The organism is Candidatus Sarcina troglodytae (genome assembly GCF_015708635.1).
Classification (GTDB): domain Bacteria; phylum Bacillota; class Clostridia; order Clostridiales; family Clostridiaceae; genus Sarcina; species Sarcina ventriculi.
In genome coordinates, this window is record NZ_CP051754.1 from 1,037,643 (window position 1) to 1,060,615 (window position 22,973).

Sequence of the window (22,973 nt, forward strand, 5' to 3'; positions counted from 1 at the left end):
AAGCGGTTAGATTATTTTAGCCGCTTTATATATTGTATATGAGAAAAGGGGAAATGAATTTGAAAATATTATTAATAGGTTCAGGTGGAAGAGAGCATTGTATAGCTAAAAAACTTAAAGAAAACAAGAGAGTGAAAAAAATATTCTGCGTTCCTGGAAATGGTGGAACAGCACTAGAAGATAAATGTGAAAATATAAATTTTTTAGTTAGTGATATAGAAGGATTATTAAATTTTGCGAAGGAAAATAATATTGATTTAACAATAGTAGGACCAGAAGATCCTTTAATAAATGGAATATCAGATAGATTTACGGAGGAAGGTTTAAAAATATTTGGTCCTAAAAGATTTGGTGCCATGCTTGAAGGAAGTAAGTGTTTTTCTAAAGATTTTATGAAAAAATATGGTGTTAAGACTGCTAAATACGAAAATTTTACTGAATATGATAAAGCTTTAGAATATTTAAAAGAGCAGGAATTTCCGATAGTTATAAAAGCGGATGGATTAGCATTAGGTAAAGGTGTTTATATATGTGAAAATTTAGAACAAGGGGAAGAGGCACTAAAAGATATAATGGTTAATGATATATTTAAAGGTGCAGGAAGTAGCATTGTGATTGAAGAGTTTTTAGATGGTGTTGAGGCATCTATTTTGTCTGTAACGGATGGAAAAACAATAAAACCATTTATATCTGCAAAGGATCATAAGCAAGTATTTGATGGTGGAAAAGGACCAAATACAGGAGGTATGGGAGTTTTAGCCCCAAATCCTTATGTTACAGAAGATGTTTTAAAAGAGTTTAAGGAAACAATAATGAATAAAACACTTTTAGGTATTCAAGAAGAAGGCTTTGATTTTAAAGGGGTTATATTCTTTGGAATAATGATAACTAAAAAGGGGACATATCTTTTAGAATACAATGTAAGGTTTGGTGATCCTGAAACGCAATCAGTTTTACCTCTTATGGAAAATGACTTTTTAGAACTTTTAGAAAGTACATTAGATGGAAGTTTAAGTGACTTTAATCTTTCATGGAAAAATGGATATGTGTGTAATGTGGTGTTAGCATCTAAAGGATATCCAGGAGTTTATGAAAAAGGATATGAAATAACAATAAACTCCAATGTTAAAGATAAAGTAATAATTGCAGGGGCTACTTTAAAAGACGATGTTTTGGTAACATCAGGAGGAAGAGTACTGTCTTTATTAGGATATGGATTAGATAGATATGAAGCTATAAAAAATGCTTACGATATTTTAGATAAGGTTAATTTTAGTGGCAAATATTGCAGATTAGATATAGGGAAATAAATTTACTTGTAAGAGATTGTAAAATATTTAAGATAGGTAGAGATTTTAATCTTTATGTTTATTTTAATATTTATATACAATCTCTTATTAATTAATAAATATTATTAATTAGCGTGTACAATATCTTAAAAAAATGTTATAATAAAAATAATTTCATATAGGAGGGCATAAATATGAAGAGATTTGGGGTTAATAGTTTTACAACTGACACTGTTGTGGATAGTATTTTAGAGATGGAAGAAAGACATAAAAATAGAACAGAAATTGAGAATGATAAAGGTCTTACAGAAAAAATATTAGATATAATGCTAGATACATATATAAGAAGATTTAATGAGAGAAGAATAGAAGTAATGGCTCATTATAAAGTTATACTTATGCATTTTAAAGAAGATGTTAGGTTCTCTGATAACGATATAGATATTAGACTTGCTATTAAAAAGTTTGATAAGTCTTTAAGAAAACAAATAAAAGTTACAGATAATGATTTAAAGTGGTCAAGTATTGATGAAACTGTTGGAAAAATCATAAAAGAGTTTCGTGAAACATCAATTATGAGAGATGAATTGTACATAAAGGTAGTGGAGAAGTATGATTACTTTAAAAACACTATTTTACAAAATAGAGAACGAGTTTTAGAAAATTTAGAAGCATCATGTAAAGAACTTTTGTTAACTGAAAAAGGTAGAATGTTTGAAGACGAAATAAAAGAAGCTCATGATCTTTGTAAAGAAATGCTTTTAGATGATAAAATATTTAAGGCTGAATAAAAAAATAATCCAAAGGAGAAGATACTCTCTTTTGGATTATTTTTGTAAGATAAAATATAAATCTATTTGATTTTGCTCCAGTATTCTTTTAAAGAGTTTTCGTATTTATTATCGCACGGGGTATAATAAATAGTTCCTTTTAAATTATTTGGCATATAATCTTGTTTTACATAATGATTTGGATAATCATGGGGATATTTATATCCTGTAATTCCAAGTTTTTTAGATTCTTCATAGTGACAATCTCTTAGGTGATTTAATACAGGCCCTATATCTTTTTTTTCAATATCGTTAAATGCTTTAGAAATTGCAACATAAGCACTATTTGATTTTGGGCTTGTGCTAAGTAAGATTACGGCATGGGCTAAGATAATTTTAGCTTCTGGCATACCTACCATTTTAGCTGCATTTATTAAAGAAAAAAAACTAGAGTACATATTTCCCATGGCAAGACCACAATCTTCTGATGCTATAACCAAAAGCCTCCTTATTATATCTTCAAAATGTCCAGTTTTTAATAAAACGCTTAAAGCTAAAATAGATGCATCCGTATCACTACCTCTTATAGATTTTTGAAGCATACTTATATAATCATAATATTTTGATTCATCCATGAAAAAGCTTTCTGTGTTTAGTTCTAAAACAGAAGTTAAATCTATATGAATGTTGTGTTTAAGATTAGATTTAATTAAAACATCTAAAATATTTATAGCTTTTCTTAAATCTCCTTTTGATAAGATAGAGATTTTTTTTAGTGCGTCTATATCATAACTTATATTTAAACTTTCTTGTTCGTTTAAAGAATTTATAGTATTTTTTAAACCAAAAAAAATGTCATCAGAATTTAGAGGCTTAAACTCAAATATTAAACATCTGCTAATTAGTGCACTATATACAGAAAAATATGGATTTTCAGTTGTGCTTGCAATTAAAGTTATTTGTCCATTTTCTATATAACTTAGAAGGCTTTGTTGTTGGCGTTTGTTAAAATTTTGAATTTCATCTAAATATAAAACAACACCATTATAACCATAAAGATTGTCTAAATTTTTAGTTATATCTTCAATATCTTTTAATGACGCTGTGGTTGCGTTTAATTTGAAGAGTTTTTTGTCAGTTTGATTTACTATAATGTTAGAGATTGTTGTTTTACCAACTCCTGATGGACCAAAGAAAATCATATTAGGTATTTCTTTTTTTTCTATGATACGTCTTAAAATCTTATTACTTCCGATTAAATGTTTTTGCCCAACTACATTATCTAATGTTTTAGGTCTTATTTTATCTGCTAATGGTCTCATTTGCTTACCTCATTACTTTTTATATTTAATTATGTAAATTATAAATATTAAATAAAAAAAATTCAATTAGCTTTTATTAAATTGCAGTAATGAAAGAAAAATAAAATATTGACAAGCATTTAGTATTATAATATAATTATATTGTTGTTTTCGGGGTGTGGCGCAGATGGGAGCGCGCGTGGTTTGGGACCATGAGGTCGCAGGTTCGATCCCTGTCACCCCGACCAAAATATTTAAAGAAGTTGCTCTAAGTTTTGAGTAACTTCTTTTATTTTTAAATTTATTTTAAGGAGAAATAAGATGGAAAATAAATTACCTAAAGAATATATAGAAAAAATTACTAAGGCATCAAGTTATTTTGTATTTAGAAATGGCCCTATAAAAGAACTTTTAGATAATAAAAAGGTATCACAAGAGGATGTTAAAAATATTCAAATATATATGGAAAATCATTTAGCTTACCTTTATACTATTCTTTTAGAAGAAAATAATTTGCAAAAGTTTGATTTGATAGTGCAAACGATGAGTAAGTTTTATGTAAATGATGATTATAAAGTTATTTTAGAAGATGGTGGATTTGATAATTTTTATAACAAACTTTTCCCAAAACAAAAATAATCTCTTAATTTTCAGATATAATAACAATTAATATAAAATTAACACAATATTTATTATGAAAATATAATATATTATGATGATAAATATGGAGGTTTTTATATGAAAATAAGTGGAGATGCTGGTCATAATTGTTCCCCTGATACTGGGGCTGTTGGGTACAAAAAAGAAGATGTTTTAACTAAAGAAGTATGGACATTGGTTCAATCAAAATTAAAATCTATTGGAATTGAAACTGTGGATTGTACACCTTATAATAAAACTTTTTCAACTGTGACTCAATCACTATCATATAGGGTTAATAGAGCTAATGCAAGTAATTCTAATTTGCACCTTTGTATTCATTTTAATGCTGGAGGTGGTCACGGTGTTGAGTGCTATATAGTAGGTAGAGGTGGCAAAGCTGAAACTTATGCTAAGAATATTTGTAAGGAAATATCTAATTTAGGATATACAAATAGAGGGGTTAAAGTTTCTAATTTATATGTTCCTAAATATACTACTATGAGTTGTGTGCTTATAGAATGTGCTTTTATAGATTCTAAGGAGGATATGGAAAGATACAATGGTAATTCTATGGCGAATGCAATAGTTAAAGCAGTAACTGGAGTGGATGTTAGTGTAAATAGTTCGTCTAATAATAGTAATGAAGATAATTCTAATACAGAAAGTAATAGTGTATCTTTAGTAACTAATGCGACAGTTAAAAATGATTGGTTGTATATAAGAGATTCTAATGGAAATATATTAAGTGGTCAAATTGCAGTAGGCACTAAAATTAGGGTTTTAGATGTATCGTACAGTAAACAATTAGCTTTAATTCAATATATATCTAATAACAAGATAAATAGTGCTTATGTGACAAATGCTACTAATTGTATAATATATGATTATTCTAAGCAATGGAAAAATGGATCAACTACAGAAATCGTATATGAGACATCAAGTTGTAGTAATTCTATTGGAAGCATTGACCCATATGAAAAAGCGACACCACTTTATAGAGAAAATGGAGTTTTGCATGTTGTATATGATACTGATAAAGGAGAAAAAACTAAAAGTGGTTATGTGAAATATAATGATGGTTTTGCAGTATTTTAATTATTAGAAAAAAATGGGATAATTTTCTTTGAATAAAACTTTATATTATATGGATTTGGTAAAGAAAGTTATCCTTAAAAATTTTATTAATTTTTTAATTATGGTGATAAAATAATAATACTGTTGTATAATTATTTAGGTGTAAATACAAAACTAATAAAATAACATAAAAAATTTAATATTTAATAATATAGGAGGTGGCTAAAATTAAAGCGTTTATTTTAGTATTTATAAATTGTATAATGCTTGTTTTAGGAGAGGTTTGGTGGAAAATAGGATTAACTCAGCAACCTTTAAATGGCTTTAATGTTAGCGATTTTATAAAGGTAATTTTAAATAAATACATAATAGCTGGGATGCTTATATATGTAGCAGCTACAGTATTTTGGTTTTATATATTGGAAGCAAATGATTTCAATAAAGTCTATCCTATGCAGAGTATGTGTTATATAATATCTTTGTTTTTAGGATATTGGATATTGAAAGAACCTTTAACAATAAGGTCTATAATTGGCTCTATTGTTATAGTAATAGGCGTATTTATATTAGCATTTAAGTTTTAGTAAAAAATAGAGATTAAAAATTTTAATCTCTATTTTTTCATTTTGTTTAATAAGTAAAGTATATAATGTCATATACATATAATAATATGTAAATAATATTAGGAGTAGTAGATGAAAACTAAAAAAGCAACAATTAATTGTATATTTTGGATATCTATAGCTATAATCTTTAATATACTTACTTATTATTTAAGGGGAACGGATTTAGCTTTAAAGTTTTTAGGTGGATATTTAATAGAGCTAAGTTTAAGTGTGGATAATTTATTTCTTTTTCTAATGATTTTTTCAAGTTTTAACGTAGACGAAGAAGCTGAAATGAAAGTGCTAGACTATGGAATATTTGTAGCTATGATTCTTAGAATGATTTTTATATTTTTAGGTGTTACAATAGTTAATAAATTTCATGGTGTTTTATATGTTTTTGGAATTATATTAATAATTAGCGCGATAAAAATGTTATTTAATAAAGAAAAACCTAAAGATTTAAAAAGTAATCTATTTATAAGAATGCTTGGAAAAATAATTCCATTTACTGATAACTTTCAAGGTAATAAGTTTTTTGTAAGAAGAGGAAAAAAAATTATGGCAACACCTCTTTTAGCTGTATTAATAATAATAGAGGTATCTGATATATTTTTTGCAATAGATTCAATTCCGGCTATATTTTCCATAACAACAGACCCGTTTACTGTATATGTATCAAATATATGTGCAATAATATGTTTAAGAAGCATGTATTTTATGTTATCTAGACTGAGCAAAAGATTTAAGTATATGAAATTTGGTGTAATTTTAATATTAATATTTACTGGAATAAAGTTGAGTATACTATATTTTGGAATAGAAATATCAGTTGTTACATCAATTCTTGTAATATTAATACTTCTTCTATCTAGTATATTAGCTTCATTTATATTTCCATAAAAATACTTAGTCTTTTTAAATAATTAAAAATTTTTTATATAATGTTCACTATATTAAATATTATTGTTATAATTAAAATATCATGATTTTAATTATAAGAAAGAGGGCTTTAACATGTTAAAGGAAATATTAAAAAAAGATGAAATAGCGGCTATGAAGGCTAGAGATAAAGCTAAAGTATCAATATTAAGGTTAGTAAATGCTGATGTTAAGGCATTTGAAGTAAATGAAAGACAAGATATACCAGATTCAGAGGCTATAAAGATAATAGAAAAAAACATAAAACAATTAAAAGAAGCTTTATCTTATGCTGAACAATTAAATGATGAAGAGAAAATTGCAGAATGTAAATTTGGTATTGAAGTTTTAACACCATATCTTCCAGCACAGCTTAGTGAAGAAGAGGTTACTTCTATGATAAAAGAAATCATAGCAAATGGTAACTATACAAAGAGTGATATGGGCAAAATAATGAAAGAAATAATGCCTAAAATAGCAGGACAGTTTGATAGATCAAAGGTTAACCCAATAGTTAAGAGTATTTTAGGTTAAAGTTTTAGGGAAGTCTGCTTTTAGATTTCCCTAAAATTATTTTGGAGGTTTTTTATGTATATTGCTTTTGGAAATAGGGTTTTAGATAGTAAAGATTTTAAAGAAATAATAGAAATGAATTCTCAATTTAAAGTTATAAAAGATATGAGTAAAGGGTCAAAAAGAGAAGATATAATAGCTTTTAATTTAAAAATAGATGTTGATATCTTAAAAGAAATGCTAAAAAACGATTTTGAAGATTTAAATACAGAAGAAGTTATAGATGAATTATGGTGTTTGGCAGATGAAATTGGAGCAGATTTGAAAAAATTTATGCCAGATGATTCGTATTTTGATATTAGAGCATATAAGTTAGATGAATCACTAAATGCTATAAATTTAATAATGGCGGTTTGTCATGAAGAATTAGGAGAAAGAAAACTTAAAGATATTATGAATAGACTTTTAACTCAGGTTGAATAAAATTAATGCTAGCTAAATTTTAGCTAGCATTAATTTTTAGATTTTGTTAAAGAAATCAATTATAATTTTTTTATCAAGTGAATCTATTTGCAAATCTTCTACATCTGATTTTGAAATCCATTCAGTTCTTATAACATCTTTATGACAGGTTAGTTGTTCTTTTATATGTCCTGTATAAGATTGTAAAATAGTTCCGTTTTCTAGTTCGTATTGGTTAAAAGGCTGTAAATTAAATATGTTACATTTTAAATCTTTATCAACAGCTTTAGTTATACATTTTTCTTCGGTTTCTTTACCTTTTAATTCTTTTCCAAATAAAATCCAAGGAATGTTGTGTTCATTTTTTAATTTACCTTTTTTACAAATAAGAATGTTATTAAAATCATCATATATTATTATAGAACATTTTGAAATATTACTCATTTTGACATAATCCCCCTAATATATATTACTTTTTTATGCACCTTAATTTAGTAACTTTAATTTAACATAATAATATTTTTTATTTAATATTAAAAAAATTGTAACATAATTTCCTAAAAATTAAAATGAATTAAAATACATATATTCAATAAACTGGTTAAACTGAATAAAAAAATTAAAAATTAAATTAGAATTTAAATTTTTTTCTATATTTTTTTATAAAATTTTAAAATTAATCTAATAATTACTATAAAAATTCATTATTTTTTATTATAAATTTAAATTAATTTATTTGTGAAAATATATTTTAAATATATAAAAAATAGTAATTATCTTAACAAAATTATTATATACTTTTATTACAATCAATAATATAAAATAATTAAAGGATTAATATGTTTAATTTAAAAAATTATATAATAAATCAAATTATAAATTTAAAAATTGTTAAAGATGAAGAGGGAAAATTGGTTTTAAAAAATTCTAAACTTTTAGAAATATTGAACCAAAATAAAGATTATGAATTTTTAATAATTAAGGCTTTAATGCTAAATAAGAATATAGAAAATGTAATTTTTTATTATGATGATAAAACAATTGAAATTAATTATAATAAAGATAATACAAAAGGAGAAATTATAAAAAATTGGGCTAATGTAGTTTTATCTACTATTTTAGATGACTTTGATGTTATAAAAAATGCTTTAGAAAATAAACAATATATGAGTGAAATGGAAGATTATATAGAGTGTAAGTTAATAGATAAACTCAATGAGTTTTAGTATTGGTTAATTTTATTGAATGAAAATTCATAGTATTGTATAATATTAAAGAAATATAAATTAATTATTGTGTTAGCGGAAACTTTCTGCTTTATGAATAATATTTAAATAAATATATAAAAAATATGGATTTTATATAAAATTTATTGTACAATTTAATCAAATATAAAAATATTATTAATGGAAAATAATTTAATGAAAATTTAAGAATTTTAATGTAAGATTTATATAATAGAGTTAAGTTAGTTAAAGTGATAATAAACTTTAGGAGGAAATTTTATGGCTATGCTTGTAAAGATGAAAGAACTTTTGGGATTTGATAATTTTGAAGAAGAATATGAAGACGATGTAGAGATTATAGGAGAAGATTCAAGAATGGATTTAGAGCATACAAGACATGAAGATTATTCTTATGATATAAAACAAGAGTTAAAGAAATTAGAAGAAGAAAAAAATAAAGAAGAGCATTCTGCAAATTTGATAAATATTCATAACTCTGATAGTAAAATGAAAATAAAAATAGCAAAGCCTTCATCATATGAAGATGCTGCAGAAATATGCGATGCCCTTAAAAATAAACAAATAGTATTAATAAACACAAAAAGTTTGTCAACTAAGATTGCTCAAAGATTAATAGATTTTGTAAGCGGTACATGTTATGCATTAGAAGGTGATTTTCAAGAAATAGAAAAAGGGGTTTTTGTTGTAACTCCATTAAATGTTGAATCAAGACAAGAAGAAAAACCACAGAAACAAGATTTGGGAATTACAGGAATATTAAGCTGGACGAAGTAATGTATTTAAATATTTTATTTAAAATAAAAGGTAAAATAAATTTACCTTTTATTTTTTTTGTTTTAATTTATTAATTTAATATAATAAACTAGTATTTCCTTTATATTTAAATTAATAGTGGGTTAAAAGATAGCTAATTAAAAGTAAATTATGTTATAATATACATAAAATGATAAAAGGTGGTATAAAAGTAGTGAAAAAAAAGTGGTGGCACAATTCGGTTGTATATCAAATATATCCTAAAAGTTTTTGTGATAGCAATAATGATGGCATAGGAGATTTAAATGGAATAATATCTAAATTAGATTATTTAAAAAATTTAGGTATAGATGTTATATGGTTGTCTCCTGTTTATAAATCACCTAATGATGATAACGGATATGATATAAGTGATTATTACGATATTATGGATGAGTTTGGAACAATGGAAGATATGGATAGACTATTAAAAGAAGCTAATAATAGAAATATCAAAATACTTATGGATTTAGTTGTAAATCATACTTCATCAGAGCACAAATGGTTTAAAGAAGCTATAAAAAATAAAGATAGCAAATATAGAGATTATTATATATTTAGAAAACCTTTAGATGGAGATGTTCCAAATGGATTAGAGTCATGTTTTGGAGGTAGTGCTTGGGAAATGGATGAGACAAGTAATGAATATTATTTACATCTATTTAGCAAAAAGCAGCCTGATTTAAATTGGGAAAACCCAAATATGAGAAAAGAAATTTATAACATGATGAATTTTTGGATAAACAAAGGGATTGTTGGTTTTAGGATGGATGTTATTGACCTTATTGGAAAAGATATAGATAAAGAAATAACAGCAAATGGACCAAAGCTTCACACTCTTATAAAAGAAATGAATAGAGAAACATTTGGAGATAAAAATTTATTAACAGTAGGAGAAACATGGGGAGTAACTCCTGATATTGCTAAACTGTATAGTAATCCTAATGGAGATGAACTTAGCATGGTGTTTCAATTTGAACATATAGGATTAGATGAGATAAAAGGAAAAAGTAAATGGGATTTAGCTAACTTAGATTTTGTAGAATTAAAAAAAGTTTTTTCTAAATGGCAAGCAGAACTTGAAGGGTGTGGATGGAATAGTTTGTTTTGGAATAATCATGACCTTCCACGTATAGTTTCAAGATGGGGGAATGATAAAGGAGAATATAGAAAGTTGTCTGCTAAAATGTTGGCTACAATTCTTCATATGCAAAAAGGAACTCCATATATATATCAAGGTGAAGAAATAGGTATGACTAATGTAAAATTTGATTCTATAGAGGACTATAAAGATATAGAAACTTTAAATATGTATAAGGAAAGAATAGATAAGGGGTATGACAGAAATGATATAATGAATTCAATCTATGTAAAGAGTAGAGATAATGCGAGAACCCCTATGCAATGGTCTAAGGAACAAAATGGAGGATTCACTAAAGGTATTCCATGGATTAGAGTAAATGAAAATTATAAGGATATAAATGTGGATGAGGCATTAAGGGACAAAGATTCTGTTTTTTATCATTATAAAGCTTTAATAAATTTAAGAAAAGAAAATGATGTAATAATTTATGGAACTTATAACTGTATAGATATAAATCATAAAGCTATATATTCATATGTTAGGGAATTAAATGGTATTAAATTCTTAGTTGTGGCAAACTTTTATGATAAAATTGAAAAATTTATTCTTCCACAAAATATACATTATGATAAATGCCAATTGATTTTAAGCAATTATAAAGATTCTAATAATATTCCAAATGAAATAGTATTAAGACCTTATGAAGCGTTAATATATAAACTTATTTAGAAATATAATTTAAAATAAGATAGTTTTAAAATAAATATTAAATAATTATAAATAAATTTTTATCACAATATATTGTAATATAAGAAAACTTAAAATATAAATATATTGTGTTTTTTTATGCATTTATTTAATTGACAATTTTATTATGTCATTATAAACTAATTATTATATTATTTAACAATTTATTAAGTATAATTTATAGAAAGGAATTTTATGAAAAAATATCAACTTAGCAAAACATCTATTTTAAGATGGATGTTTTTAAGAACGTTATTGTTTATAGCTTTATATATAATATTTTTTGATATTTTAAATATTCATAAAACTTTATTTTTAAAAAAAATTAATATATTTTTTATATACAGTATTTTTTATGTTATTTATGTTTTTATCTTACCAGTAGTTAAATATTTAAGCTGGTCATATTATACAGATGAAAATTTTATAGAATTAAGATATGGGGTTATTTATAGAAAAATAGTATGTGTTCCGATAAATAGAATAAAATATATTGATCTTATTCAAGATCCAATTTCAAGAATTTTAAGAATAAAGACTATAAGGATATATACAGCAAGAGGAAAATTAACGATTCCATCTATAAATTATAAAGAATGTACAAAAATATGGAATTTGGCGAGGAATAATAGTTTTATGAGGTAGCATATGTGTTTGCAAAAAAATCACTGGTTTATGATTTTTATAACATATTTTTCTATATTAAAGAAAGTATGGCCATATATTATATTTATTACGTTGCAATTTGAAGGATATATGATAATAACGTTAATAATTATATTGCTTACATTGCTTTTTTTTAGTTTTTTACGATGGATAAATACGAAAATAGTCATTACAAATAGTGATCTTATTTATAAAGAAGGGACTTTTTTTAAAAATGAAATAATAATTCCAATTCAGAATATATCTTTAATAGAACTTGAGAGAAATTGGTTTTATAAAATATTAAAGCTTAGAAAATTTAAAGTTGATAATTTATCTTCAAGTAAAGGCAATCAAATATATATGATATTAAAGGTTAAGGAACTGAATTATTTGTACAATAACTTAAGTTTCAGAATAAAAAATATTATAAGTAAAGATAGCTTAAATATAAATAAATATTTAGGATATAAAATTTCAGCAATGCATTTAATTTTATTGTCAATGCTTAGGAGTAATATAATACTTGGAATTGGTGTTTTAATATCTTTTATAAACTTGATTGGTAAAATAAATAAGCAAATACAAGGTGAAATAAAACAAATATTAATAGACTTTTTAACTGAAAATATAGATTTAAAAGGAACATACCTTGCTATATTATTATCTATTTTATTTGTTATAACAATATTGCTTTTAGTGGTTTTAGTATTTTCAATTTTAGCAACTTTAATCAAATATTATAAATTTATAATATTTAGAAAAAAAAATTATTTAAGAGTTGAATATGGTCTTTTTAATAGAAAAAATTACTCTATTCCAACTGAAAATATCCATGCATTGAAAGTGGAACAAAATATATTATGTCAAATTTTTAATTTATATACTATAAAATGTTCTGTAGTTGGATATGGAGACGAGGTTAAAGAGGATGAGGTTATATTTCCTATGTGTGGGGAGGATCTTTTAAATGACATATTAATTCATATAATTCCTGAATTTTATTTTCAAGGGAATATATATAGGACAGACAAAAAAAATATAATGAGATTTTTCAATATGCCAGTTTTTATTGCAAGTTTAATATCGGTTATAGCATTTTTGTATTCTAATGATCTTATATTAGTTTCAATAATTATACCAATAGTTGTATTAAATAGGTTTTTGGTTTTAAAAAATAATGAAGTTGGCGTAAGTGATACATTGTTTTATATAAGTTATAAAGGTTTTGGTAGAACAAAATTATATATAAGAAAAAGTAGTACAGAAGAGATATGGTCGATTGCAAATCCATTCCAAAGAAGAAAAAATATTTGTAATATTAAATTTAAATATTATTCACAAAAAAGACAAGATATTAAGTCAGTTAAAAATTTAGATTCATCTATTTACAATCTATTAAAAAATAGTTTTGTTTTAGAAAAATTTAATTAATATTTATAAAGTATAAGTATTATTAATAAGTTTAGTTTTATACCAATGAAGATTTAATTATTTTTATTATAATCATTAAAAAATTTATAAGATTAAGGGGTAAATTTAATGTATAATATAAGTATACTTAAGATAAGATTTGGGGGTTGTAAATAGATGAAAGTAGGGTTAGTATTAGCAGGTGGTGGAGGAAAGGGAGCTTATCAATTAGGAGTTTGGAAAGCGCTAAAGCAATTTGGTATAGATAAATATATAAAAATTTTTTCTGGAACTTCAGTAGGTGCTATAAATGCAGTTCTTTTTGCTCAAAACGACTTGAGAAAAGCTGAAGCAATGTGGAATGAAGTAGACATGGAAACATTAATCCCTTTAAATAAAATGGAACTTATAAAAAAAGGTATACAGCTTGCCATAGGAGCTAAAGGGTTGAAATATATAAAAAAATATAACATGGGTAGAGTTATAGAAAATGGAGATGTTTCAACAGATGGATTTATGAAATTTTTAGATAAGTATATAGATATTAACAAGATTAAAGCTAGAGGGGTTACATGTTACGCTTCGTGTACAGAAATGCCAGATTTTAATGTTAAATATTTTAAAATAAATAATTATGAAGATAGTGTAGCTAAAAATATAATATTAGGTTCTGCATCTCTTCCACTTATCTATAAGAGTTCTGTAATTGATGGAAAGAGATACTTAGATGGTGGTATGGTTGATAATGTACCAATAAAGCCAGTTTATGATGCTGGGTGTGATATTATAATAGTTGTCCCATTGTCTAAAAGTGTGTACATAGATAAAAAGAAGTTTCCAAATGCGATAATAATAGAGATTAGTCCAACTAAACTAAATGAAGGAGTAATAGATGGAGTTTTAAATTTAGATTTGGAAGCTAAAAGAAAGAGAATAAATGCTGGTTATTTAGATGCTATAAATGCATTGGGTTCTGTATTATATCTTAAAAATTTTAATAGAATTAACAATATAAGGGATAGGCATTATAAAATAACTGATAATCTAAGGTATTTACTAAAAATAACTAATAAGCGTAATAGGAGACCTATTAGAAGGTAATATAATATTATTAAATTTTAGAAAGGAATTTGACATTTAATAAAAAATTGTCAAAAGTAGATAATATGAATAAAACGTTAATTTTAGCTGAAAAACCTAGTGTGGCTAGAGAGATAGCTAGGGTACTAAAATGTAAAAATAATAAAGGGTCTTACATAGAGGGCGAGAGATATATAGTAACTTGGGCTTTAGGGCATTTAGTAAGTCTTGCAGATCCTGAGGAATATGATAAAAAATATAAAACTTGGAGTTTTGAAAACCTTCCTATGATACCTAAAACTACAAAGTTTATTGTTCTTAAAAAAACATCTAAACAATTTTATGAGGTAAAAAAACTTTTAAATAGTGATAAGGTTTCAGATATAGTAATAGCTACAGATGCAGGGCGTGAGGGAGAACTTGTTGCAAGATTAATTATAGAAAAATCAAATGTAAAAAAGCCAATGAAAAGACTTTGGATTTCATCTCAAACAGATAAGGCTATAATTGAAGGATTTAAAAATTTAAAAGATGCTTCAAGATATAATAATTTATATAAAGCTGCATTATGCAGAGCAGAGGCTGATTGGTTAGTTGGTCTTAATGCAACTCGTGCTTTAACTTGTAAGTATAATGCTCAATTGTCAGCTGGAAGAGTTCAATCACCGACACTTGCAATGATAGTTTCACGAGAAGAGGAAATAAATTCTTTTAAACCAAAGCCATATTACACTATTAAAGTAAAAGCTAATGGATTTTATTTAGATTGGATTAATAAGGATAATAATAAAAGTATCTTTAATGAAGAATTTGCTAATAAAATAAAAAATAAAATTTACAAAAAAGATGGAATTATAGTAGATATAAAGGAAACTCATAAAAAAACATTTTCACCGCTTCTTTATGATTTAACGGAGCTTCAAAAAGATGCTAATAGAATATGGGGATATTCTGCTAAGCAAACATTATCAATAATGCAAAGATTATATGAAAATCATAAAGCTTTAACATATCCAAGAACGGATTCAAGATATATATCAAAAGATATAGTAGAAACTCTAAAGGATAGATTACAAGCTATAAATACAGGAAGTTATAGAATTATAGCATCTGAAATATTGAAAAATAAAGTAAATACCAATAAAAATTTTGTAGATGATTCAAAAGTGTCTGACCATCATGCTATAATACCTACTGAGGAGAAAGCTAATGTATTAAACTTAAATACTGAAGAAAGGCATATTTATGATTTAGTTGTTAAAAGGTTTTTAAGTGTTATGTTAAAACCTTTTGAATATATACAAACAGATATAATAGTTGATATAGACGGAGAAAGATTTAAGGCTAGTGGAAAAGTTGTCAAAAATAAAGGATGGAAAGTCGTTTATGATAAAAATGATTTAGAAGATTCTTTAGAGGATGACAATCAAATTCTACCTAAATTAAATAAAGGAGATAAAATATCTGTTTTAGATATACAATTAAATTGTCTAAAAACAAAAGCACCAAGCAGATTTAATGAAGGAACTTTATTAAAGGCTATGGAAAATCCTCAAAAATATATGAATCTTAATAGTAGAGAGTATGCTAAAACATTAGGTGAAACAGGTGGACTTGGAACTGTTGCCACAAGGGCAGATATAATAGATAAATTGTTTAATTCTTATGTTATAGAGAAGAAAGGCAGAGAAATATATCCAACATCTAAAGGAAAACAGCTTATACAGCTTGTTCCAAGAGACTTAAAGTCACCTCTTTTAACAGCTAAATGGGAAAAAGATTTAGAAGATATAAGTAAAGGAAAATTAAGCTCTAAAGAATTTATAAATTCAATGAGAGATTATTCAAAGGATTTAGTTTTAGAAATTAAAAAAAGTAGTGAAAATTTTATCCATGATAATAAGACAGGGAATAAATGTCCAAATTGCGGAAAATATTTATTAGAGGTAAAGGGCAAAAATGGAACGGTAATGAATGTATGTCAAGATAGAAGTTGCGGTTTTAAAGAAGTAGTAAGTCGCATTACAAATGCTAGATGTCCAGAGTGTAAAAAGAAGTTAGAACTTAGAGGACATGGAAATTCGAAGATATATGTATGTACCGGAACTAATTGTAATTTTAGAGAAAAGGAATCACAGTTTAAGAAGAGATTTGAAAATAATGATAAGGTTAATAAAAGAGAAGTCAATAAAATAATGCAAAAGATGAAGAAAGAGGCTAGTGAGAATATAAATAATCCTTTTGCAAATCTTATGGACATGTTTAATCAAAAATAAGAGCATTTAATGCTCTTATTTTTTTATTGTTTTTTTCTTTTTATAATTTTTCTTTTTAGATGATGTCTTTTTTTTGAAAGATGTTGTAATTATATCTGTTATTGTATGAAGCCCAGATCCAATAAATAGAGCCAAAAAAATATTTAAAAATATTTTATCATTGCTTAAAATGAATTTAATATTTTCTCTTATTATGCTTGGAGGAGAAATTTTAATAATAGAAAATGAATAAAGCAGTGAAAAAATTATAATAAACATTGAATATAGATACAGTATTCTAATTAAAGGACCTAAAATAAATCCATGGCTAAATATACTTCGATGTTTAAAAAATCTTTGATAGGGAATCCAAATAAATTTAACTTTTCCCCATCTTTTAAATTCATTGCTTTTTATATCTAAATCTCCTGAAAACATGTATCCACCAAATATATATGAGGCAACGCCAATTAAAGTTAAAAATATAGCTCCATTTTTACCAAAAAAACTTATGTCTAAAAGTAAAAATATTATTGCAACTAATGGTGAAAGTATAAGAGTTATTTTATCGTGAGTTTTCCCAGATGCCAAAATTTGTACTCCTTAAAATTTAAATTTTATCCAGTATTTCTTTAATTTTTTTATAGGATAATAAGATTCTTTAGATTGTCTAAGACCTAAATTGCCACAATCTTCTTGTCTATTTATAAATGTAGTTTTTGAAAAATCTTTTAATAAGAATTCTCTATTTAAAAAGGAATAAATCCCATTATAATTATTATTAGCCTTTTCTATGTGGATTATTCCAGTATTATTTAAAATATCACCTATAGAGAATCCAACGATACTACTATTATCATAAATGGCAATTGATTTTAAATCAAGATGATTCATATTATGAAAACATTCTAAAATAGCTTTTCTTTCTAAATCAAAGTTTGTAAAAGAATAATTCCCATTTTTGTTCCAAATATCTAAAAGTTTTAAGCAATCATCTTTTATTTTATCAGAAGAAATTTCTTTGATTTTGCAATTATATAATTTTTTAAAGGTGTTATAATGATTTCTTTTTTTATGATATTTAGAACCTTTTAATTCTATCAAATCCTTTGTTTTATAAATATATTCAAAATCATTTATATCCTCAAAAATTTCTATTTTATTTTTAAATTCAAATTGTAGATAATTCTTAAAGTTTTCTTCTACATCGCCAAATAAAAAATTAAAGTTATCTTCTTTTAATGATAAATTTTTTAATTTTTTTATAATAGAATTTATAGAATTTTTAGTGTATCCTAAAGGTTGCATAAAGTACTTACCTTTATCTTCTTCCCTTAAAATTATTAAAGCACCGTTTATTATAGAATATTTTATATTAAATGAATTTCTCCACATGAAAAGGGAAGAAAATAAATATTCATACGATAAAGAAGTTGTTTTATTAAAATAGCTAGATAAAAGATTTTTATCCTCTATTGTTATATCTTTAAAACCCTTCAAAGGTTTCACTTCCTTAAAATAAAATTTTTTGTTTATAAATGTTTGTTATATTATAATTTTATAGTATTATAATATATGAATTATAATATATTATATATTTTGAAGTATAAAAATGACAAAATATATATGAATGTTTAAAAATTATTATTTTATTACTTATGGATTGAAATGGAGTTTAAATTATGGAAAATAATGATGAAATATTTTTAAGTATAGTAATTCCTATGTATAATAGTGAAAAATATATAAAGTCTTGTTTAGAGTCTTTAAAAAACCAAAGTGTTAAAGACTTTGAGGTTATTATAATAGATGACGATTCAAATGATAATTCATGTAAAATATCTAAAGAGTATTTAGATAAAGAAACACTAAAGGGAAAGGTTATTAAGTCGTCACATAAAGGACAAAGTTTTTGTAGAAATATAGGAATTAGTGAGGCTAAGGGAAAATATATTTTATTTTTAGATTCTGATGATTACATAGAGAATAATTTAGTAGAAATTATTGAAGGCATCTCTAAAGAAGATAATTATGATATGATAATTTTTGATCATAAAAGGATAAGGAAAGATAACACTCCTATTGTTATGAGAAAACAAAATTTTGATTTTAATAAAGATATTAGAGATGGTATAGATGTTTTTCATTGTTATAGGAATAATAATTTAAGACTTTGGACAGGCTCTATAGTTTACAATAGAAATTATCTTTTAAATAATAATTTAGAGTATTTAGTAGGTTGTTATGGAGCAGAAGATTTAAATTTTATATTTAAGTGTTTATATAAAGCGCAAAAAGTAAAATGTATAGAAAATCAGTTATCAGTTTATCATCAAAGAGAAAATTCTTTAACTAATAATGGAGATATGAAGAAAAATATGACTGTTATAGATGCAATGGAGAATCTTTGTGAGTTTATAGAAAAGAATTCATTAAGTGATTTTTTAGAATGTATAATAAAAAATGAATTTATTCCTGAACACATAATGTATCAATTATATGGATGTGCTAAAAATACCAATAGACAAGAACTTATTAGGTTTTTAAAAGATAGTAAAATTAAAGATTATTTTAAGAGCTGTAAATCTACAACACCTCGTTATAGCAAAAAGATTTATTATAAAATTAAGCTAGCAGAGTATGCCCCACAAATATTTATTAAATATTGTTTAAAAAAATAAAAAATATGTTGACAAAATGCGTTTATAGTAGTAATATAATAAGCGTAGTCAACAAGGCCTGTTGGTCAAGCGGTTAAGACGCCACCCTCTCACGGTGGAATCAGGAGTTCGATTCTCCTACGGGTCACCATTTTGTTATGTATCTTTAGCTCAGCTGGATAGAGCAACGCCCTTCTAAGGCGTGGGCCTGGGGTTCGAATCCCTAAAGGTACACCAAAAGCAATGAATTTTCATTGCTTTTTTTTTGTTTTAAAATATTGTTAATGAAAGGAGAAGTAATTTTGAACATTAGAGATTTAATAGAATACATACTAAATTCAAGTTCCTCTTTAAATTTAGAAAAAGGAAAAAGGATATTTAGTAAAAATGTTATAAAAGATGTTAAAGGAAAAAAGATTGAAAATATTTATCATATATATGCAACTATCAAAGATAATGAAAAATTATATAATACACATATAAAGTTTAATATAAATGAAAGAAAAATTTTAGAAAATAGGTGTAGTTGTGAAGAATTTAAGGAAAATTATAAGTATAAGAAAAATTTTTTATGCGAACATTTAGTCGCAACAACTTATAAATTTCGTGAATTAGCAGAAAAAAAGATTAAAACTTCTCCCACTAAAAGTGCAGAAAAAAGTTTATTATATAAAAGTACAAATCTTAATAATTTACTTGAAAAAGCTCTTTTGAAAAAAGAAAAGCTATCTTTAGAAGTTTATATAAATGAAATAGAAAATTTAAAATCAAATTATTATCAAGTTGAGTTTAAAATAAAAGGTAGAAGTGTATACCCAATAAACAATATAAAAGAATTTGTAGAACATATTTTAAAGTTTAAAAAATTAAAAATAAATAGCAATTTAATATATAATTTTGAGATTCATGAATTTTCAAATAATGATTACAATATTATTTATTTTCTTAAAGAGTTTATAGATTTAGACGAAAAAGTAAATGGAATACTAAGTAGAGAGTTTAAATTATTTAATGGAAAATATATAAATTTATTACCTTCAATGCTTTATAGATTTTTGGAATTTTTAAATGAAAAAAATATAAGTTTTACAAAAAATCTTATTACATATAAAAGTAAAATTATGAAAAAAAGTTTGCCTTTGAGTTTTACAATTAAGGAAAAAGATAATTTATTGTTAGTAACTAGTAAAAAAATTCTTCCCTTACCTCTTAATGAGGATTTCAATGTATTTTTGTACGATAGAAATATTTATCTTTTAAATGTAAAAGAGCAGACTATATATAAAGAATTTTATACGATATTAAAAGATAATGGTGTAATACTTTTTGAAAAAGATTTAAAAATATATCAATCTCTTATAAAGTTGTTAAAAGAAATATCAAACAATATAAATTTAGGAGAGAGTTTATATAAAGCGTTAGGAGATATGTTAAAAACTAAATTTTCTATAAAAAAAGATTTGGATAATTTGTATTGCTATGTAACCCTTTGTTATGGGCAAGAAACGTTTGATTTTTTTGAACGTAATAACTGCTTAAGAAATAAAGAAAAAGAGCGAAAAATTGTTATGGCTTTAGAGAAATTAAAGTTTATAAGAAAAGATGATAAGTTTCTATTTATAGGTAATGAGCATGATTTATATTACTTTTTGAAAGAAGGAGCACGTTTATTGAGTGAATTTGGAGTAATAGAATTTTTGAATGATTTTGATAAATTAAAGCTTTATAATTCTAAGGATATTAAAGGAAGTTTGTCATTAAAAAATAATGGAATTTTATTCAAGTATGATTTTCCATTTTTAGATAGTATTGAATTTGAAAACTTATTTAAGTCTTACAAAAACAATGAATCTTTTTATAAGACTAGAAATAACACTTTTATAGACTTAACAGATAAAAATATTAAAGATTTTTTTAATATGTCTACAATACTTGATATAAATAATGACAATACAGGACAAATATATATAAGTAAAGATAAAAGTATGTATTTATTTAATAAATTAAAAGGACTTGATATAGATATAGAAGGGAAAGATATATTAAACAAGCTGTATGATGAGTTTGAATCTATAAAAAGAGATAATATAGAGAGTCCTAAAGGGTTAAATGCTAATCTTAGACCTTATCAACTTTTTGGGGTTAAATGGCTTAAAAATATAGCTAAGTTAGGCTTTGGAGGAATTTTAGCAGATGACATGGGGCTTGGAAAAACTATTCAAATAATAACTTTTTTATTATTAGAAAAAGAATATAAAAGAAAATCGCTTATAGTTGTACCAACTTCTTTGATATATAATTGGATTGATGAATTAAAAAACTTTGCTCCAAGTTTAAAAGTAAAAGTAGCTTATGGAGATATAAAAGGGCGAGAAAAAGTACTAAGTAGCCATGAAGATTATGATGTATTATTAACAACTTATGGAACATTAAAAATAGATTATGAGTTTTATAAAAAAGAATATTTTGATTATTTCATTATAGACGAGGCACAAGCTATAAAAAATCCAAATGCTCAAATAACTCAATGTGTAAAAAAAATAAATAGTAAGATTAGATTTGCGTTGACTGGAACTCCAATTGAAAATACATTAATAGATTTATGGTCAATTTTCGATTTTTTAATGCCTGCTTATTTAAATGTAAAAGAAGAGTTTGATAAAAAATTTAAAGAAGAACAAAGTTTAAGAGAACTAAAAAATTTAATAAGTCCTTTTATATTGAGACGTGAAAAAGAGAATGTTTTAGAGGATCTTCCAGATAAATTAGAAAAGAGAATTATGATAAATATGGGAAGTGAACAGAAATTTATTTATAATTCTTTTGTTAAAACAATTAAAGAGGCTATAAAAAATAATAAGGGAAATTTATTTAGTTATTTAACTAAATTAAGGCTTCTTTGTTTAGATCCAAGCCTTGTTATAAATGATTATAATGGGGGAAGTTCAAAAATAGATATTTTAATTCAAATTGTTCAAGATAATATAAAGACACACAAAAAGGTTCTGATATTTTCACAGTTTACAAAAGCTTTAGATTTAATAAAAATTCATTTGCAAAATTTAGATATAAAGTATAATTATATAGATGGCAAAATATCATCAAAAGAAAGGCTAAAAAGGGTTAAGGAGTTTAATGAAGGAGAAAATACTAAAGTTTTTTTAATATCTTTAAAAGCAGGAGGGACTGGGTTAAATTTAACATCTGCAAATTTAGTAATTCATTTTGATCCTTGGTGGAATCCATCAGTTGAAAATCAAGCAACAGATAGAGCTTATAGAATTGGACAAGAAAAGGATGTAGAGGTTTTAAAGCTTATTTGTAAAGAATCTATTGAAGAAAAGATAATAAATCTTCAAGACAATAAAAATAGTATTATAGATAGTATTTTAGATGAAAGCATAATGAAGAAAAATTTAAATAATTTAACTAAAAAAGATATATTAAATCTTTTAAATTAATAAAATACGGGA

General features: G+C 24.6%; 21 protein-coding genes and 3 tRNA genes. 20 read left to right on the forward strand and 4 right to left on the reverse strand.

Going from position 1 to position 22,973, the window contains the following annotated elements; all coding sequences use genetic code 11:
- Nucleotides 1-59: 59 nt before the first annotated feature.
- Both purD and HH195_RS04580 read left to right on the forward strand, forming a co-directional pair.
- Nucleotides 60-1,310, forward strand: coding sequence for a phosphoribosylamine--glycine ligase (purD, locus tag HH195_RS04575; RefSeq protein WP_196371738.1), 1,251 nt, complete (start codon nucleotides 60-62; stop codon nucleotides 1,308-1,310).
- Nucleotides 1,311-1,483: 173 nt separating this feature from the next.
- Nucleotides 1,484-2,080, forward strand: coding sequence for a hypothetical protein (locus tag HH195_RS04580; RefSeq protein ID WP_195924633.1), 597 nt, complete (start codon nucleotides 1,484-1,486; stop codon nucleotides 2,078-2,080).
- A gap of 62 nt (nucleotides 2,081-2,142) precedes the next feature.
- Here HH195_RS04580 and HH195_RS04585 read toward each other — a convergent pair whose 3' ends face one another.
- Nucleotides 2,143-3,381, reverse strand: coding sequence for a replication-associated recombination protein A (locus HH195_RS04585; protein WP_196371739.1), 1,239 nt, complete (start codon nucleotides 3,379-3,381; stop codon nucleotides 2,143-2,145).
- A 151-nt stretch (nucleotides 3,382-3,532) separates the two neighbouring features.
- Between HH195_RS04585 and HH195_RS04590 the strand changes: the two genes are divergently transcribed.
- The 7 genes from HH195_RS04590 to HH195_RS04620 all read left to right on the forward strand — a co-directional run bounded on the left by HH195_RS04590 (nucleotide 3,533) and on the right by HH195_RS04620 (nucleotide 7,598).
- Nucleotides 3,533-3,608 (forward strand) — tRNA-Pro (locus HH195_RS04590).
- 73 nt (nucleotides 3,609-3,681) lie between these two features.
- Nucleotides 3,682-3,999 (forward strand): hypothetical protein, encoded by a 318-nt coding sequence (locus tag HH195_RS04595; RefSeq protein ID WP_196371740.1) that lies wholly within the window; start codon nucleotides 3,682-3,684, stop codon nucleotides 3,997-3,999.
- A 99-nt stretch (nucleotides 4,000-4,098) separates the two neighbouring features.
- Nucleotides 4,099-5,097, forward strand: a complete 999-nt coding sequence (locus tag HH195_RS04600; RefSeq protein ID WP_196371741.1) for an N-acetylmuramoyl-L-alanine amidase — start codon at nucleotides 4,099-4,101, stop codon at nucleotides 5,095-5,097.
- Between the two features lie 197 nt (nucleotides 5,098-5,294).
- Nucleotides 5,295-5,660, forward strand: coding sequence for an EamA family transporter (locus HH195_RS04605; protein WP_055257597.1), 366 nt, complete (start codon nucleotides 5,295-5,297; stop codon nucleotides 5,658-5,660).
- Nucleotides 5,661-5,771: 111 nt separating this feature from the next.
- Nucleotides 5,772-6,584 (forward strand): TerC/Alx family metal homeostasis membrane protein, encoded by an 813-nt coding sequence (locus HH195_RS04610; RefSeq protein ID WP_196371742.1) that lies wholly within the window; start codon nucleotides 5,772-5,774, stop codon nucleotides 6,582-6,584.
- Between the two features lie 114 nt (nucleotides 6,585-6,698).
- Nucleotides 6,699-7,136 carry a GatB/YqeY domain-containing protein gene (locus HH195_RS04615; RefSeq protein ID WP_112365928.1) on the forward strand — a complete coding sequence of 146 codons (438 nt, stop codon included), beginning with the start codon at nucleotides 6,699-6,701 and terminating at the stop codon, nucleotides 7,134-7,136.
- Nucleotides 7,137-7,190: 54 nt separating this feature from the next.
- The gene (locus HH195_RS04620) at nucleotides 7,191-7,598 is read left to right on the forward strand and encodes a hypothetical protein (RefSeq protein WP_196371743.1); all 408 of its coding nucleotides are present in this window, start codon (nucleotides 7,191-7,193) and stop codon (nucleotides 7,596-7,598) included.
- A 36-nt stretch (nucleotides 7,599-7,634) separates the two neighbouring features.
- Here HH195_RS04620 and HH195_RS04625 read toward each other — a convergent pair whose 3' ends face one another.
- Complete coding sequence (locus tag HH195_RS04625; protein ID WP_196371744.1) at nucleotides 7,635-8,021, reverse strand: DNA mismatch repair protein MutT; 387 nt, start codon at nucleotides 8,019-8,021, stop codon at nucleotides 7,635-7,637.
- Nucleotides 8,022-8,416: 395 nt separating this feature from the next.
- On the opposite strand from HH195_RS04625, the gene HH195_RS04630 reads away from it, so the two are divergent.
- From HH195_RS04630 to HH195_RS04660, 7 genes are all read left to right on the forward strand, one after another.
- Nucleotides 8,417-8,803, forward strand: coding sequence for a hypothetical protein (locus HH195_RS04630; protein WP_196371745.1), 387 nt, complete (start codon nucleotides 8,417-8,419; stop codon nucleotides 8,801-8,803).
- 279 nt (nucleotides 8,804-9,082) lie between these two features.
- On the forward strand, nucleotides 9,083-9,598 hold the full coding sequence (locus tag HH195_RS04635) for a cell division protein SepF (protein ID WP_196371746.1): 516 nt from the start codon (nucleotides 9,083-9,085) through the stop codon (nucleotides 9,596-9,598).
- A 193-nt stretch (nucleotides 9,599-9,791) separates the two neighbouring features.
- Nucleotides 9,792-11,429 carry a glycoside hydrolase family 13 protein gene (locus HH195_RS04640; protein ID WP_196371747.1) on the forward strand — a complete coding sequence of 546 codons (1,638 nt, stop codon included), beginning with the start codon at nucleotides 9,792-9,794 and terminating at the stop codon, nucleotides 11,427-11,429.
- 213 nt (nucleotides 11,430-11,642) lie between these two features.
- A complete protein-coding gene (locus HH195_RS04645; RefSeq protein WP_196371748.1) occupies nucleotides 11,643-12,092 on the forward strand; it encodes a PH domain-containing protein in 450 nt (149 codons plus the stop codon).
- Between the two features lie 30 nt (nucleotides 12,093-12,122).
- The gene (locus HH195_RS04650; RefSeq protein ID WP_243278544.1) at nucleotides 12,123-13,526 is read left to right on the forward strand and encodes a PH domain-containing protein; all 1,404 of its coding nucleotides are present in this window, start codon (nucleotides 12,123-12,125) and stop codon (nucleotides 13,524-13,526) included.
- A 156-nt stretch (nucleotides 13,527-13,682) separates the two neighbouring features.
- Nucleotides 13,683-14,606 carry a patatin-like phospholipase family protein gene (locus HH195_RS04655; protein ID WP_195924645.1) on the forward strand — a complete coding sequence of 308 codons (924 nt, stop codon included), beginning with the start codon at nucleotides 13,683-13,685 and terminating at the stop codon, nucleotides 14,604-14,606.
- A gap of 65 nt (nucleotides 14,607-14,671) precedes the next feature.
- A complete protein-coding gene (locus HH195_RS04660) occupies nucleotides 14,672-16,861 on the forward strand; it encodes a DNA topoisomerase III (RefSeq protein ID WP_196371750.1) in 2,190 nt (729 codons plus the stop codon).
- Between the two features lie 15 nt (nucleotides 16,862-16,876).
- Here HH195_RS04660 and HH195_RS04665 read toward each other — a convergent pair whose 3' ends face one another.
- Both HH195_RS04665 and HH195_RS04670 read right to left on the reverse strand, forming a co-directional pair.
- Complete coding sequence (locus HH195_RS04665; protein WP_196371751.1) at nucleotides 16,877-17,431, reverse strand: metal-binding protein; 555 nt, start codon at nucleotides 17,429-17,431, stop codon at nucleotides 16,877-16,879.
- Between the two features lie 12 nt (nucleotides 17,432-17,443).
- The gene (locus tag HH195_RS04670) at nucleotides 17,444-18,340 is read right to left on the reverse strand and encodes a DUF2156 domain-containing protein (protein WP_196371752.1); all 897 of its coding nucleotides are present in this window, start codon (nucleotides 18,338-18,340) and stop codon (nucleotides 17,444-17,446) included.
- Between the two features lie 182 nt (nucleotides 18,341-18,522).
- Between HH195_RS04670 and HH195_RS04675 the strand changes: the two genes are divergently transcribed.
- The 4 genes from HH195_RS04675 to HH195_RS04690 all read left to right on the forward strand — a co-directional run bounded on the left by HH195_RS04675 (nucleotide 18,523) and on the right by HH195_RS04690 (nucleotide 22,961).
- Nucleotides 18,523-19,521 (forward strand): glycosyltransferase family 2 protein, encoded by a 999-nt coding sequence (locus HH195_RS04675; protein WP_196371753.1) that lies wholly within the window; start codon nucleotides 18,523-18,525, stop codon nucleotides 19,519-19,521.
- A 55-nt stretch (nucleotides 19,522-19,576) separates the two neighbouring features.
- A tRNA-Glu gene (locus HH195_RS04680) sits at nucleotides 19,577-19,651 on the forward strand.
- 9 nt (nucleotides 19,652-19,660) lie between these two features.
- Nucleotides 19,661-19,737 (forward strand) — tRNA-Arg (locus HH195_RS04685).
- Nucleotides 19,738-19,802: 65 nt separating this feature from the next.
- Nucleotides 19,803-22,961 carry a DEAD/DEAH box helicase gene (locus tag HH195_RS04690; RefSeq protein ID WP_196371754.1) on the forward strand — a complete coding sequence of 1,053 codons (3,159 nt, stop codon included), beginning with the start codon at nucleotides 19,803-19,805 and terminating at the stop codon, nucleotides 22,959-22,961.
- Nucleotides 22,962-22,973 lie beyond the last annotated feature (12 nt).

Coding starts and splice junctions, on each gene's coding strand:
- HH195_RS04580 (WP_195924633.1), top strand. CDS start 1,484: ATGAAGAGATTTGGGGTTAATAGTTTTACAACTGACACTGTTGTGGAT.
- HH195_RS04585 (WP_196371739.1), bottom strand. CDS start 3,381: ATGAGACCATTAGCAGATAAAATAAGACCTAAAACATTAGATAATGTA.
- HH195_RS04595 (WP_196371740.1), top strand. CDS start 3,682: ATGGAAAATAAATTACCTAAAGAATATATAGAAAAAATTACTAAGGCA.
- HH195_RS04600 (WP_196371741.1), top strand. CDS start 4,099: ATGAAAATAAGTGGAGATGCTGGTCATAATTGTTCCCCTGATACTGGG.
- HH195_RS04610 (WP_196371742.1), top strand. CDS start 5,772: ATGAAAACTAAAAAAGCAACAATTAATTGTATATTTTGGATATCTATA.
- HH195_RS04615 (WP_112365928.1), top strand. CDS start 6,699: ATGTTAAAGGAAATATTAAAAAAAGATGAAATAGCGGCTATGAAGGCT.
- HH195_RS04620 (WP_196371743.1), top strand. CDS start 7,191: ATGTATATTGCTTTTGGAAATAGGGTTTTAGATAGTAAAGATTTTAAA.
- HH195_RS04625 (WP_196371744.1), bottom strand. CDS start 8,021: ATGAGTAATATTTCAAAATGTTCTATAATAATATATGATGATTTTAAT.
- HH195_RS04630 (WP_196371745.1), top strand. CDS start 8,417: ATGTTTAATTTAAAAAATTATATAATAAATCAAATTATAAATTTAAAA.
- HH195_RS04635 (WP_196371746.1), top strand. CDS start 9,083: ATGGCTATGCTTGTAAAGATGAAAGAACTTTTGGGATTTGATAATTTT.
- HH195_RS04645 (WP_196371748.1), top strand. CDS start 11,643: ATGAAAAAATATCAACTTAGCAAAACATCTATTTTAAGATGGATGTTT.
- HH195_RS04650 (WP_243278544.1), top strand. CDS start 12,123: ATGATTTTTATAACATATTTTTCTATATTAAAGAAAGTATGGCCATAT.
- HH195_RS04655 (WP_195924645.1), top strand. CDS start 13,683: ATGAAAGTAGGGTTAGTATTAGCAGGTGGTGGAGGAAAGGGAGCTTAT.
- HH195_RS04660 (WP_196371750.1), top strand. CDS start 14,672: ATGAATAAAACGTTAATTTTAGCTGAAAAACCTAGTGTGGCTAGAGAG.
- HH195_RS04675 (WP_196371753.1), top strand. CDS start 18,523: ATGGAAAATAATGATGAAATATTTTTAAGTATAGTAATTCCTATGTAT.